The organism is Xenorhabdus siamensis (genome assembly GCF_037996745.1).
In the GTDB taxonomy this organism is placed as follows: domain Bacteria; phylum Pseudomonadota; class Gammaproteobacteria; order Enterobacterales; family Enterobacteriaceae; genus Xenorhabdus; species Xenorhabdus indica.
Map to the genome: position 1 here is coordinate 40,184 of NZ_JBBMXE010000001.1, position 14,637 is coordinate 54,820.

The window sequence follows — 14,637 nt, forward strand, 5'->3', positions numbered from 1 at the left end:
AAGGATGAATAATTCTGTCTGTTGGGATGATAATTGTCATCCATCAATGAATTACAGCTCAATTTCGATGTCAGAAAGGGGATAGCAGCTGCAAGGTAAGATTTCACCATCATTAACAAATGCCAACGGCTTACAAGGATACCCTACCTTCCCTTTCACTAGTCTTACCCGACAGGAACCACAATACCCCTCACGGCATTGATATTCAGTCTGAACTTTGCCTTGTTCTAACGCTTCCAACAAGTTACTGTGCAAACTGGAAGAATAATAGAGAGATAATCCCTGCCCAGACGGCAGGGTAACTTTGTAATCAGCCATATCAGAGTTCGAAACCGCTGAGATCCTCAGTATTGACTTCCGAATCAATCTGACCGACCAAGTAAGAGCTGACTTCGACTTCCTGTGGAGCCACCTGAACGTTATCAGAAACCAACCACGAATTAATCCAAGGAATTGGATTAGAGCGTGTTTCAAATGGCAACTCCAAGCCCACTGCCTGCATGCGAATATTGGTAATATATTCAACATACTGGCACAAAATATCTTTGTTCAGACCAATCATGGAGCCATCTTTGAAAAGATAATCCGCCCACTCTTTTTCCTGCTCTGCCGCCTGCACAAACAGGTCATAACATTGCTGTTCACACTCTTGGGCAATTTCTGCCATTTCAGGATCATCCTGACCAGAACGCAGCAAGTTCAACATGTGTTGAGTACCTGTCAAATGCAAGGCTTCATCACGGGCGATTAATTTAATTATCTTCGCATTTCCTTCCATCAATTCACGTTCAGCAAAAGCAAATGAACATGCAAAGCTGACATAGAAACGAATCGCTTCCAATGCGTTAACACTCATCAAACATAAATAAAGCTGTTTTTTCAGCGCACGCAGACTAACTGTTACTTCTTGACCAGCAACGCTATGCGTACCTTCACCTAATTGATGATAGTAGCTGGTCATTTCAATCAGATCGTCGTAATACTTCGAAATGTCTTTCGCACGCTTCAAGATCTGCTCATTTGCCACGATATCGTCAAATATAACCGCAGGATCATTAACAATATTACGGATAATATGCGTATAAGAGCGCGAATGGATTGTCTCTGAAAACGACCATGTTTCAACCCACGTTTCTAATTCAGGAATCGAAATCAATGGTAGAAATGCTACATTCGGGCTACGCCCCTGAATAGAATCCAGTAATGTCTGGTATTTCAGGTTACTGATAAAAATATGCTTTTCGTGATCTGGCAACCCATTGAAATCAATGCGGTCACGGGATACATCAACTTCTTCTGGACGCCAGAAAAACGAGAGCTGTTTTTCGATCAGCTTTTCAAAAATAGGATACTTTTGCTGATCATAACGTGCTACGTTCACAGACTGGCCGAAAAACATCGGCTCCTGTAATTGATCATTTTTTACTTGTGAAAAAGTGGTATAGGACATAGTTTCCTCAAATCAAATTTTACACGCGCCGCCTTCACAATCGGAATCAGCAGATTCAACAACCTCTTCCAAATCATCCTGAACATCTTCCGCACCATCACGGGTGTTGTGGTAATACAGTGTCTTCACACCATATTTGTAGGCGAGCAGTAAATCTTTCAGCAATTGTTTCATCGGAACTTTGCCATTAGGGAAACGCGCCGGATCATAGTTAGTATTAGCAGAAATTGATTGATCAATAAATTTCTGCATGATGCCCACCAATTGCAGATAACCATCAATGCTAGGCATTTGCCACAGTAATTCGTAAGACCTTTTCAGGCGATCATATTCCGGTACAACCTGGCGCAAAATACCGTCTTTTGATGCTTTAACACTGACGTAGCCTCGCGGTGGCTCAATGCCATTGGTCGCATTGGAAATCTGCGAGGATGTTTCTGATGGCATCAGTGCTGATAAAGTTGAGTTACGCAGACCGTATTGCAGAATATCGCTACGTAATGCTTCCCAATTCATATGCAACGGTTCGCTGGTTAATGCATCCAGTGATTTTTTATACGTATCAATCGGCAGGATGCCCTGCGAATAAGTAGTTTCACCAAACCACGGACATGCTCCCTGCTCTTTAGCCAGCGTATTAGAAGCTTTCAACAAATAGTACTGAATGGCTTCAAATGTTTTGTGAGTCAGGTTATTGGCACTACCGTCAGAATAACGAACACCGTTTTTCGCCAGATAGTAAGCAAAATTAATTACGCCAATGCCAAGTGTACGACGCCCCATTGAACCCTGCTTGGCAGCAACAATCGGATAGTCTTGATAATCCAGCAGAGAGTCCAGTGCACGGACAGCCAAATCTGCCAATTCTTCCAACTCATCTAGATTTTTAATAGCGCCAAGGTTGAAAGCAGACAACGTACACAGTGCAATTTCGCCGTTTTCATCGTTAATATCGTTCAATGGCTTGGTTGGTAGTGCAATTTCTAAACACAGGTTAGATTGACGAACAGGTGCTATAGCCGGATCAAACGGGCTATGTGTATTACAATGGTCAACGTTTTGGATATAAATACGTCCAGTTGAAGCACGCTCCTGCATCATCAAAGAGAACAGATCTACTGCCTTGACGCGCTGTTTACGAATATTGTTGTCATTTTCATACAGAGTGTACAGACGCTCAAATTCATCCTGATCAGCAAAGAAAGCGTCATACAAACCAGGCACATCAGACGGACTGAACAGAGAAATTTCCTGCCCTTTGATCAAACGCTCATACATGAGTTTGTTGATCTGCACACCATAATCCATATGGCGAACACGGTTACCTTCAACACCACGGTTGTTTTTCAGTACCAACAAGCTTTCTACTTCCAGATGCCACAGTGGATAGAACAACGTCGCAGCACCACCACGTACGCCCCCCTGAGAACAGGATTTCACTGCTGTCTGGAAGTGCTTATAAAATGGAATACAGCCAGTATGGAAAGCTTCACCACCACGAATTGGACTACCCATTGCACGAATACGACCAGCATTCACACCAATGCCTGCGCGTTGAGAAACATATTTGACAATCGCACTGGATGTTGCATTGATAGAATCAAGGCTATCGCCACATTCAATCAGAACACAGGAACTGAATTGACGGGTTGGAGTACGAACCCCTGCCATGATTGGTGTTGGCAACGAAATTTTAAAAGTAGAAGCCGCATCATAGAAACGGCGAATGTAACCCAGGCGCGTTTCTTTCGGATAAGTGGAAAACAGGCACGCCGCAACTAAAATGTATAGGAACTGGGCGCTTTCATAAATTTCGCCAGTTACACGGTTTTGTACCAGATATTTTCCTTCAAGCTGTTTAACCGCTGCATAGGAAAAATCCATATCACGCAGATGGTCAATAAAACTGTTCATTTGCTCGAATTCTTCTTTGGAGTAGTCTGCGAGCAAATGTTTGTCATATTTACCTAACTCAACCATACGTACAACATGGTCATATAACGCAGGCGGCTCAAACTGACCATAAGCCTTTTTGCGCAGGTTAAAGATGGCTAAACGAGCGGCCAGATACTGATAATCCGGAGCATCACTTGAGATCAGGTCTGCCGCGGCTTTGATCATGGTTTCATGGATATCAGATGTCTTAATGCCATCATAAAATTGAATCTGGGAACGCAGTTCTACTTGTGACACTGAGACATTTTTCAGACCTTCAGCAGCCCAGGTGACAACCCGGTGAATTTTATCAAGATCAATTTGTTCTTTATGTCCATCACGCTTGGTTACTAGCAGACTCTGGTTCATGAGGAAATACACCTTCTCTTTTCGTATTTCACCTATAATTGCCTTTCCTGATCGTTGATAGCACGATGCCCTCAAGATGACTGAGAATCCGTTGGGAGCTAGTAGCAGTGAAACGTCCAGAAACACAATATATAGGGGGTGAATAAAACTGTAATAACAAGATAATGTTAATTTCGCGTTTTATCAAGTGTACAAGATCAGGAAGTTTTGTGGATAACTTGAGGATTAATTTTGCCGAAAAGCCGATAACCTGCGTAGTTACTTGATGTTACTTTCGCAAACCTATCGGCGAAAACCCCAAAATAAAATCTTAAAAATAAGATCTATTTGTTGCTTTATTAATCCCTTAATTGATTCTGTTAGGCTGATCGGGTATGAAGCATGTAGTTCACATCCACGTTGTGTCCAAGGCGGAATTTATCTGTTAACGGATTGTAATGTAAACCGATAATATGTTGATCTTTTAGCGAGGTTTTATCCAGCCAGCCAATCAGCTCTGAGGGACGAATAAATTTTTTCGCATCGTGTGTCCCTTTTGGCACCATATTTAAAATATACTCTGCACCGATAACAGCAACTAACCATGCTTTTCGATTGCGGTTAATGGTTGAAAAAAAAACATGACCACCAGGTTTAACTAATTTGGCACACGCACGAACGACAGATTCTGGATCTGGGACATGTTCAAGCATTTCCATGCAGGTTACTACATCATAGGAATGTGGATGTTGCTCAGCATGGCTTTCTACCGTTTCCTGCACATATTTAACTGATATACCAGATTCCAACGCATGCAGCCGGGCAACTTGTAGTGGTTCAAAACCCATATCCAGACCGGTCACGTCCGCCCCTTCACAAGCCATACTTTCTGATAGGATCCCACCACCGCATCCAACATCTAATACTTTCTTACCGAAAAGCCCCTCAGCCCGTTGCAGGATGTAGTTCAAACGCAATGGATTAATACGATGCAATGGTTTAAATTCACCGTCAAGATCCCACCATCGGGAAGCAACGGCTTCAAATTTTTCGATTTCCTGTTGATCCACATTGGCGTGTGATTGTATGAGTGAATCGGGGGTTTTAGCGTTCATCAGCAATATCGCTCCTAGAGGCTGGTTCACAGAAAATGTAACAGTATTATGGGGATGTGTGATAATAAACTATTATACACATCTTAATCCTGAAATACCCGCATCTGGTTTTTATAAAACTGTCAATTTGTGGTATAATTCTAAGCCTTTGAATTCGGAGTATGAGGGACAGTGGCTCCATGAGCGACATTGCCAGAGAAATCACCCCGGTCAATATCGAAGAAGAGCTGAAAAGCTCATATCTGGATTATGCGATGTCCGTTATTGTTGGACGTGCACTGCCAGATGTTCGAGATGGACTGAAGCCAGTACATCGCCGTGTACTTTTTGCGATGAATGTATTGGGAAATGATTGGAATAAACCCTATAAAAAATCTGCCCGCGTTGTTGGGGATGTGATTGGTAAATACCATCCACATGGCGACACCGCTGTTTATGACACGATTGTACGTCTGGCGCAGCCATTCTCCATGCGTTACATGCTGGTTGACGGCCAGGGAAACTTCGGGTCAGTTGATGGCGATTCTGCGGCTGCGATGCGTTATACCGAAGTACGCATGGCAAAAGTAGCCCATGAATTGCTGGCGGACTTAGAAAAAGAAACTGTTGATTTTGTACCTAACTACGATGGTACAGAGCAAATTCCCGATGTAATGCCAACCCGTATTCCTAACTTACTTGTGAACGGTTCATCAGGGATAGCGGTCGGCATGGCGACTAACATCCCACCTCATAATATATCTGAGGTGATTGATGGCTGTCTGGCCTATATTGATGATGAAAACATCAGTATTGAAGGCCTGATGGAATATATCCCAGGGCCTGATTTCCCAACAGCGGCCATTATTAATGGGCGTCGTGGTATTCAGGAAGCCTACCGTACCGGTCGGGGTAAAATTTATATCCGGGCTCGTGCAGAAATAGAGACTGATGAAAAAAATGGCCGTGAAACCATTATCGTCAATGAAATCCCTTATCAAGTAAATAAAGCACGCTTGATCGAAAAAATCGCTGAACTGGTGAAGGAAAAGCGTATTGAAGGGATCGGTGCATTACGTGACGAATCCGATAAAGATGGTATGCGTATCGTTATCGAAGTGAAACGCGATGCTGTCGGTGAGGTTGTCCTGAATAACTTGTATTCACTCACCCAATTGCAAGTTTCATTCGGTATCAATATGGTTGCTCTACATCAAGGACAACCTAAGCTACTTAACCTGAAAGATATTCTTTCTGCATTTGTCAGCCACCGCCGCGAAGTTGTCACTCGCAGAACAATCTTTGAGCTGCGCAAAGCTCGTGACCGCGCCCATGTCCTTGAGGCACTGGCTATTGCACTGGCGAATATCGATCCTGTGATCGAACTGATCCGCCAGGCTCCAACGCCTGCTGAAGCTAAAGCAAGCCTCATTTCTCAAGCATGGGAATTAGGCAATGTTGCAGCAATGCTGGCGCAGGCTGGTGATAATGCTGCACGTCCTGAATGGCTGGAACCAGAATTTGGTATTCATAACGGTAATTATTACCTGACCGAACAGCAAGCACAGGCCATTTTGGATCTGCGTTTACAGAAATTAACAGGTCTGGAGCATGAAAAACTGCTCGACGAATATCGTGAACTGTTGAAAGTCATTTCTGAACTGTTGTTCATTTTGGAAAGCCCGGAACGTTTGCTGGAAGTCATTCGGGAAGAGTTACTTGCTATCAAAGAACAGTACAAAGATAAACGTCGTACTGAATTAACTGAGAATTCCGCAGATATCAATATTGAAGATCTGATCAATCAGGAAGATGTTGTGGTAACACTATCCCATCAGGGTTACGTGAAATACCAGCCATTGTCTGATTACGAAGCACAACGCCGTGGCGGTAAAGGTAAGTCAGCAGCACGTATTAAAGAAGAGGATTTCATTGAACGTCTGTTGGTCGCCAATACCCACGATACTATTCTTTGCTTCTCCAACAAAGGCAAGATGTACTGGCTGAAAGTTTATCAACTGCCAGAAGCCAGCCGTGGCGCCCGTGGCCGACCCATAGTTAACCTGCTGCCATTGGAACAAGACGAACGTATTACGGCCATTCTGCCTGTTCGTGAATATGAAGAAGGATTGAACATATTCATGGCGACAGCAAGTGGGGTTGTCAAGAAGACTAAACTCAGCGAATTTAGTCGTCCGCGTAGTGCTGGTATCATTGCAGTTAATCTGAATGAAAGAGATGAGCTGATCGGCGTTGACCTCACTGATGGCAGCAATGAAGTTATGCTATTCTCTGCACAGGGTAAAGTTGTCCGCTTCCTTGAAGAAGAGGAAGAGATACTGGAAGATGGTACGGTTCGGGTGAAAGGCGTCCGCGCCATGGGGCGTACTGCAACTGGCGTCCGCGGTATCAAACTGGCAGAAGGAGATAAAGTTGTTTCTCTGATCATTCCTCGTGGAGAAGGTCAAATCCTGACAGTCACTGAAAATGGTTATGGAAAACGTACTGCCCAGAAAGAGTATCCGACGAAGTCTCGTGCAACCCAAGGTGTTATCTCCATCAAAGTCAGTGAACGTAACGGTAACGTGATTGGCGCAATTCAGGTTGAACCAACTGACCAGATCATGATGATTACTGATGCGGGAACACTGGTTCGCACTCGTGTTTCTGAAGTCAGTACTGTCGGACGTAATACTCAAGGGGTCACCTTAATCCGCACGGCAGATGATGAAAAAGTCGTGGGTTTGCAGCGTGTTGCTGAACCTGATGATGAAGAGGATGGCAATACAGCAGTCTCTTCCATCGATGAAGGAAGTAATGAATCAGAAGATCAGGAATAATATTCGCCTTTTCCTGATTCATCCATAAAATTATACTCAATGAATTTCGGATTGCAGCTAATAAAGCTGCAAATCTGAAAAACCCACAAGGTATTAAAAAAGCAGGCATTAAAATGCCTGCTTTTTTATACTATTTTTTTCAAAGAATGCCAGGTATAAAATGCTGCTTTGTATTCCCTGCTACACTAGTATATGCTGTTACCAGTTATTATTAATCACGTTTTTTATCAGGCGACCTCTTGAGATATCTATCTTCATTCCGAACATCACTAAAGATATCCCGCTACCTTTTTCGGGTGCTTGGTTTTATGTTATGGGCATTAGGTGCCTTATTAACCAGTTTTTATCTGGCAAATCTTTTTAATAAAGCTAAATCAGACATCCGTCAAGAATATAATTCTGACTACGATATAATGTTCTCTTACGTGCGGGAAACTACTAATACCTTACACGACCTTCAATATATGGCAGAGAAATATTTATCACAAGAGAATAAAAAAACGCTGACTATTAACCCATCATATAATAACTCACAATTTCTGTATACGCCTTTGAATATGAACTCAAATTGTGAACTACTACGTAATGAACCTTATAATTATTTACATGCCTTAAATGATCTGTTCTTTTTCTGGAAAGATAATGTTGTGATGCCACAGGGAGTAAATCAAATTTTTTTGGTAGACATCCAAAGTACGTGCATGGTGAATTTTCCAATTCGTGGTGCAATAACAGAGCCTGATACGCTAAAAAAGATGGTTTATGAAAATTATCGCCAGTTAGTATTCCTGCAACAACAGGGAAAAGAGCAGAGTGTCTATTGGCTCGCGGCGGGTACAACCCCAGCCAGTGGTAGCTTTTATATTCTTTCTCCTATTTATAGCAATGGAAAAATGGTCGCAATGATAGGAGTCGAACAATCTCTTAGATTGGAAACCTTTTTACAAAGACCTAATACAAATGCAACGCTGACATTACTTAACCAGCATAATAAGCCTGTGTTACATTATCCTTTTAAAAATGATAATAAATCTTATCCCGTAGGTTATAATGTACAAATCCCTTACTTTGGCTATGATGAAGATTATAGTCACTTAGTGTTAAAAAGGCGTTTGGCTCCATCATCATTCAGTGTTATATATTCTCTGCCTCTGAAAAATATTTTTAATGAGTTCAAGTTAAAAATCATTAACAGCCTAGTCTTAAATACTATCTCTGCAATTCTGATCTTTTCTTTCATTTGGTTGTTCGAACGTAAAATGTTTTCCCCTGCTGAAAATAATGCTCTCCGCCTTGAAGAACACGAACAATTCAATCATAAAATCGTTGCCTCTGCTCCTGTTGGCATTAGCATTTTACGGATCAGTGATGGTGCTAATATACTGAGTAATGAACTTGCGCATAACTATACTCGAATGCTGACGCTCGAAGATCAAAAACGTATCATTGATATCATTTGTGATAAAACCAGCAGCTATATTGATATTGTTACTAGTAATAATAATCATCTACAAATTAGCTTCGTACATTCGCGTTATCGCAATGAGGAAGTGGCAATCTGTGTTCTGGTTGATATCAGTACCCGTGCTAAGATGGAGAAATCATTACAAGAGATGGCTTCAGCCGCAGAACAAGCCAACCAGGCGAAATCAATGTTTCTGGCAACCGTTAGCCATGAATTGAGAACACCACTATATGGCATCATTGGAAATCTGGAATTATTGCAATCTTATCCATTAGCATCAGAAGCTGCACGGTTATTATCAACAATGAATAACTCCTCATCACTATTGTTGAAAATCATTAGCGATATTCTCGATTTTTCTAAAATAGAATCTAACCAACTTAAAATTGATGTTAAAGAATTTAGCTGTAAAGAGGTCATATCGCATGTAATCTCAAACTATCTTCCTCTTATAACGAAAAAAAATCTGGGATTTTACTGTTACATCGACCCAGATGTTCCTGATTATATGAATAACGATCCGGTAAGATTGCAACAAATTATTTCTAATCTATTAAATAATGCCATTAAATTTACAGAAACTGGCTGTATTGTCATATCCATTACAGTGAGACATGGCTACTTATATATCAGTATTAAAGATACAGGATTAGGAATCGAGCATAAATTACAAGAGCAATTGTTTGAACCATTTTTTCAGACCAGTGCCAATAAAGAGAATGCATCACAAGGTACAGGGCTAGGTCTAGCGATTTGTGAAAAACTAATTAATCTTATGGATGGTGATATTGAATTTGTATCACAACAATACGTTGGTAGCATTTTTTCTATCCGGCTTCCTCTATATAATGCAAAATACGATAAGGAAAAATATCGTGTTAACACATTTTCTCCAAACCATACTCAACAGAAAATTATATTGGCTGTTCGTAATGATTATTTAGAAGAATATCTATATAATCTTTTGACAAGAGCACATTTTCAAATTACTGCGTTTAATGAAAGTCAAATCGACGGTACTGAATTATTGATTAGTGACCAGCCTATTGAGCTGGATATTGCTGTTCGTGATTTTATTGAAATATCAGAGAGCCATATTGGTTCACCAGAAAAAATTCAAAGTAATTACTGGTTACATAACACTTACCAAATCAGTGATTTTGTTTATTTCATTGATGATTTGTTATCCAATAATCATCATACACTCCAATCCCCCGTTTCGACAAACTCTATCAAAACAGATGATAGATTAAATTCAATTAAAGTCTTAGTTGTTGACGATCATCCCATCAATCGTCATTTATTGGTCGAACAATTAAATTCGCTAGGATTCAAGACAGAAATGGCCAACGATGGTATTGATGCGATTGAACATCTGGAAAATAATACAACTGATATTATTCTGACAGATGTTAATATGCCAAATATGGATGGATATGAATTCACAAAATATTTAAGAAATAAAGGGTATAATAAACCAATTATTGGTGTCACAGCTAATGCAATGGCAGAAGAAAGACAACGTTGTGTCGATGTCGGCATGGATTATTGTCTATTGAAACCTGTATCACTAACAAAACTGAAAGATACATTAATAGAATATTTACCTGATAGATACCAGACTATAGTTCATCAACAAGGAAAATGGTCTCTGAAAGCATAATCAATTGAATTAGATGATAGTGCTTATTTTATAATATAAGATCGGTAATTTTAATTACCGATCTTACACTCAGAAAAGATAACTATTGGTTATTTAATCACATCATTATCAATAGTGACTGAAGATAAATAATTAAGTAATGCAATATCGTTATCAACTCCCAGCTTAATCATCGCTGATTTTTTCTGGCTACTAATGGTTTTTATACTGCGATTAAGCTTCTTAGCAATATCTGTAACAAGAAGGCCTTCAGCAAATAAACGCAGCACTTCACTCTCTTTCGGAGATAAACGTTTATCTCCATAACCGTTAGCATTAACTTTCTCCAACAATTTAGAAACACTTTCAGGTGTAAATTTCTTCCCTTTTTGCAGTGCAGTAAGTGCCTTAGGTAAATCTGTTGGTGCTCCCTGCTTTAACACAATCCCCTCAATATCAAGTTCAAGTACTGCACTTAAAATAGCCGGATTATTATTCATCGTAAGAACGATGATAGCCAGTGTCGGATAATGGCGTTTAATATATTTTATCAGGGTGATGCCATCACCATATTTGTCACCGGGCATTGACAAATCCGTTATGAGAACATCTGCTTCTATATGTGGCAAACTATTAATCAGTGTAGTCGAATTTTCAAACTCACCGACAACATTAATCCACTCAATTTGTTCAAGTGACTTGCGGATGCCAAATAAAACAATGGGATGGTCATCAGCAATAATGACATTAAGGTTATTCATATTATTGGTTACCTTGGCTGCAACAGCTTTGTGACAAAGGAATCAATACGGCTGATGCTACTTTTGATTTCTACTTCATTATTGTCTGCTATGTGTTGTTCCAACGCCTCACATGATGATTTGAGCAATTCAAAGTCTAACATAGCAAACGCACCCTTAAGGCGGTGTACCGTTTGCGAAAGTGATATCAAGTCATATTGTTCCATATCAGTATACAGTTTAGTAATATCTATCGGTACTGTCTCTACAAATAATTTCTTATAATTACTGCCTACTAACTGTGTTTGATAACTTTTGAGGGTATTACAAATATTACTATCGACATTCTCAACAAGATCACATTCTTGTTTTGGACTCCTGTAAACCTCTTCGGATTCAACTAAACTGAAATTTTCTTCAATCAGTAACGATATCGCATTGATAACAGCACCAGCAAAATTGTAATTACACTGAACCAAACTAGGTCTCATCTTCTTAAACCCTATCAAATTACCTACTAATAATATAGTTGGCTTTTCTACTTTGTACTGTCTGTCAGTAAGAATGATATCGTATTCTTCCGTAACACTCTCTGTACTCTTGTCAGAATATATTGCTCCATAATTAGCAAGATGATTATGGATTATTTTTTTAATTTCGGGGTTATTGATATCGATTAGTGCTATAACACCTTCCAATAACTGAGGGGTTTCAACATGTTCACCGTATTGAGGAAGAGGTAAACTAACAATGTAATGTGTCCCCAATCCCTGCTTACTTTTAATTTCAAAACTCCCCCCCATTTTTTGGCACAATTGGTTACATAAATAAAAAACCAATCCAGAATTTGTATAATATTTGTCTTCTGCCAATTTATTCAAAAAAGGATAATTTAAGCTGGCAAGATCTTTATCACTAAGACCTGAACCGCTGTCAATCAACTCAATCTGTATATGATTGTCGTATTTACCAGAACTATTAACACTAAGGGATATTTTACCATAACTGGTTGTCGTGATAGCATAATTTAATAATAGCAAAACTATTTTATTTAATGCTATTCCATCGCCAGAAAACACTGACTCATGAGAAATATTAAAATGATAATAAATCTTCAATCCTTTAGAGTTTAGTGTCGGCAGCGATAGTTTCAATATATTTTCTAATTGTGAAGATAAAGAAAATACTTCATTAGCTGGTTGCCAATCACCAGATTCTAACTCACTGAGCAAAGAAATATTTTCAATCCACTCTGTGATGAATTCTGATTTAAGCAGTAACTTATCCAGTAAGTCATACTTATTTTCATCTTGTGATATATTTTTCAATTGGATAGCTATATCACTCAACTCTTGAATCGGCTTTTTTATTTCAGAATTAATATTCTGCAACATTGAACGCCTGGCGTACACATTTTTATCATATTCTCGTTGAGCAAGTTGTAACCGCTTACTGACCATCACTTCTTGATCTCTATCCTGCAATAAGAATAGATAAGTCTCTGGCAATAAATTACTGCTATACATTTTCACTTCGTAAACCGCATCTTCAATGGATGTCTGAATGACGCCATTATGTTGTTCTGCCATGATTTTAACTTTGCCCAAGTCAAGATAAGGCATCAGTTTCTCTGCAATCTTATTACTACTGATCAACCGATTTGATATAAAATCATAAACCAATAATCCGATAGGAATATTAGAAATAATATCATTCCCCAGAGAATCTTTGATTTTTAGCTCTTGATCCATTGATGCATTAGGAGTGATATATTGACGACGGATATAAAGTAATCCACTGAATGAAAATAGTAAGAAAATCAATATCGAGAGCAATAACCAAATATTTCGTATCAAGAAATCCACAATAAGTGCTTTTAGAGGAACCTGATATACCAATTTATATTGAATAATATTAAGTGGTTGAGAAAACTCCAGCCAAAAACCGGTTAACGAAACATCAACTTTATCTGTCTTCTCAATCTCATATTCGTTATTCGGATACAACCGAAAATTTGCTGGCAACATATCAACCGACAAAAGATTATTAATAGGTAAATCAAAGGCAATAACCGTAGTTAATTGCCCTGGTGAATTGAACACGGCTTTATAAGTATAGTAATAAACATTCTCACCACGTAATACGTGAATGGAAGAAATACTTTCCTTTTCATCCAATGTTATTGATTGTGCCAACATTTCAGAACGCTTAATGTCAGAAGTTAAAGTCAGATAACTTTCTTTGAACCTGATTTCCGGTTTTAAAATAGGATGTGTGGTCACCAACAGTAAATTGTTATCCTTTCCATTGAGATAATACATGGATTCATATTCATTACGTGATCCCCAGAGAATTTCAAGATAGTTAGATAACCTCTGAGCCAGTTGAACACTTGAATCGTTGTAACGGCCAAAAACAATTGCATCGACATTTTTGTTATGACTTTCCAGCCAATAAATATTAGGACGCAATTCTAACGGTGAAGCTACTTCCTGTGAGGAGGATAGCTGAATATTAGACTGTTCAAAGATACGACCAGCATGATAACGATAATCTTCGATCTGCAATCGCATCTTGGCCGTTACACTACTGATAGCATATTTTTTCTCCGTCAGCCAACTGTCAAAATAGTTATACCCGAATAAAAATAGGGAAGTAAAAAGCAAAATAATAAACAGCGCGTAAAAACGGGGAACGACAGATGGCTTAATAGATGCTTGTTTATACATTCTTTGGATGGCTGCCTTTAATGTGGATATATTTATGGTTAATTTTAAATCAATTCGAAGTTAACTAATTTATTGAGCTGTGATAATACTAGCAGGTTAGCGGATAAAAAGGCCATTAGCGTTCGAAGATTGAGCAACCAGTAAAAAAATCATAATTTTTCCTTTTTAAGGGCTAGACACATACCAGAGATATAGGCATAATCTCGCGCCATGGAAGGATGGCCGAGCGGTCGAAGGCAGCGGTCTTGAAAACCGCCGATGGGAAACCATCCTAGAGTTCGAATCTCTATCCTTCCGCCAAATTTCGCCGGCTTAGCTCAGTTGGTAGAGCAACTGACTTGTAATCAGTAGGTCACCAGTTCGACTCCGGTAGCCGGCACCATATAAAATCAAC

At 39.5% G+C, this 14,637-nt stretch carries 8 protein-coding genes and 2 tRNA genes; 4 read left to right on the forward strand and 6 right to left on the reverse strand.

What is annotated here, in order from left to right; translation table 11 throughout:
* Positions 1 to 51: 51 nt before the first annotated feature.
* The 4 genes from yfaE to ubiG form a co-directional block, all read right to left on the reverse strand.
* Positions 52 to 318: a class I ribonucleotide reductase maintenance protein YfaE gene (gene yfaE, locus AAC852_RS00190; protein WP_099135702.1), complete on the reverse strand. Its 267-nt coding sequence runs from the start codon at positions 316 to 318 to the stop codon at positions 52 to 54.
* A 1-nt stretch (position 319) separates the two neighbouring features.
* Positions 320 to 1,450 (reverse strand): class Ia ribonucleoside-diphosphate reductase subunit beta, encoded by a 1,131-nt coding sequence (nrdB, locus tag AAC852_RS00195; protein WP_340619280.1) that lies wholly within the window; start codon positions 1,448 to 1,450, stop codon positions 320 to 322.
* A gap of 12 nt (positions 1,451 to 1,462) precedes the next feature.
* Positions 1,463 to 3,754 (reverse strand): class 1a ribonucleoside-diphosphate reductase subunit alpha, encoded by a 2,292-nt coding sequence (nrdA, locus tag AAC852_RS00200; protein ID WP_340619281.1) that lies wholly within the window; start codon positions 3,752 to 3,754, stop codon positions 1,463 to 1,465.
* 359 nt (positions 3,755 to 4,113) lie between these two features.
* Positions 4,114 to 4,848, reverse strand: coding sequence for a bifunctional 2-polyprenyl-6-hydroxyphenol methylase/3-demethylubiquinol 3-O-methyltransferase UbiG (gene ubiG, locus AAC852_RS00205; protein ID WP_340619282.1), 735 nt, complete (start codon positions 4,846 to 4,848; stop codon positions 4,114 to 4,116).
* 179 nt (positions 4,849 to 5,027) lie between these two features.
* On the opposite strand from ubiG, the gene gyrA reads away from it, so the two are divergent.
* Positions 5,028 to 7,667, forward strand: coding sequence for a DNA topoisomerase (ATP-hydrolyzing) subunit A (gene gyrA / locus AAC852_RS00210; protein WP_340619283.1), 2,640 nt, complete (start codon positions 5,028 to 5,030; stop codon positions 7,665 to 7,667).
* A 239-nt stretch (positions 7,668 to 7,906) separates the two neighbouring features.
* On the forward strand, positions 7,907 to 10,795 hold the full coding sequence (rcsC, locus tag AAC852_RS00215) for a two-component system sensor histidine kinase RcsC (protein WP_340619284.1): 2,889 nt from the start codon (positions 7,907 to 7,909) through the stop codon (positions 10,793 to 10,795).
* Between the two features lie 89 nt (positions 10,796 to 10,884).
* Here rcsC and rcsB read toward each other — a convergent pair whose 3' ends face one another.
* Together rcsB and rcsD are read right to left on the reverse strand one after the other, a co-directional pair.
* On the reverse strand, positions 10,885 to 11,535 hold the full coding sequence (gene rcsB, locus AAC852_RS00220) for a response regulator transcription factor RcsB (protein ID WP_038261116.1): 651 nt from the start codon (positions 11,533 to 11,535) through the stop codon (positions 10,885 to 10,887).
* Between the two features lie 8 nt (positions 11,536 to 11,543).
* Positions 11,544 to 14,243, reverse strand: a complete 2,700-nt coding sequence (gene rcsD, locus AAC852_RS00225) for a phosphotransferase RcsD (RefSeq protein WP_340619285.1) — start codon at positions 14,241 to 14,243, stop codon at positions 11,544 to 11,546.
* A 212-nt stretch (positions 14,244 to 14,455) separates the two neighbouring features.
* On the opposite strand from rcsD, the gene AAC852_RS00230 reads away from it, so the two are divergent.
* A tRNA-Ser gene (locus AAC852_RS00230) sits at positions 14,456 to 14,543 on the forward strand.
* Positions 14,544 to 14,549: 6 nt separating this feature from the next.
* Positions 14,550 to 14,625: transfer RNA gene (locus tag AAC852_RS00235), tRNA-Thr, on the forward strand.
* The last annotated feature ends 12 nt before the right edge of the window (positions 14,626 to 14,637 follow it).

Excerpts from the sequence above, each read along its gene's own strand:
- ubiG (WP_340619282.1), bottom strand. The coding sequence starts at position 4,848 with ATGAACGCTAAAACCCCCGATTCACTCATACAATCACACGCCAATGTG.
- yfaE (WP_099135702.1), bottom strand. The coding sequence starts at position 318 with ATGGCTGATTACAAAGTTACCCTGCCGTCTGGGCAGGGATTATCTCTC.
- nrdB (WP_340619280.1), bottom strand. The coding sequence starts at position 1,450 with ATGTCCTATACCACTTTTTCACAAGTAAAAAATGATCAATTACAGGAG.
- rcsB (WP_038261116.1), bottom strand. The coding sequence starts at position 11,535 with ATGAATAACCTTAATGTCATTATTGCTGATGACCATCCCATTGTTTTA.
- gyrA (WP_340619283.1), top strand. The coding sequence starts at position 5,028 with ATGAGCGACATTGCCAGAGAAATCACCCCGGTCAATATCGAAGAAGAG.
- rcsD (WP_340619285.1), bottom strand. The coding sequence starts at position 14,243 with ATGTATAAACAAGCATCTATTAAGCCATCTGTCGTTCCCCGTTTTTAC.
- nrdA (WP_340619281.1), bottom strand. The coding sequence starts at position 3,754 with ATGAACCAGAGTCTGCTAGTAACCAAGCGTGATGGACATAAAGAACAA.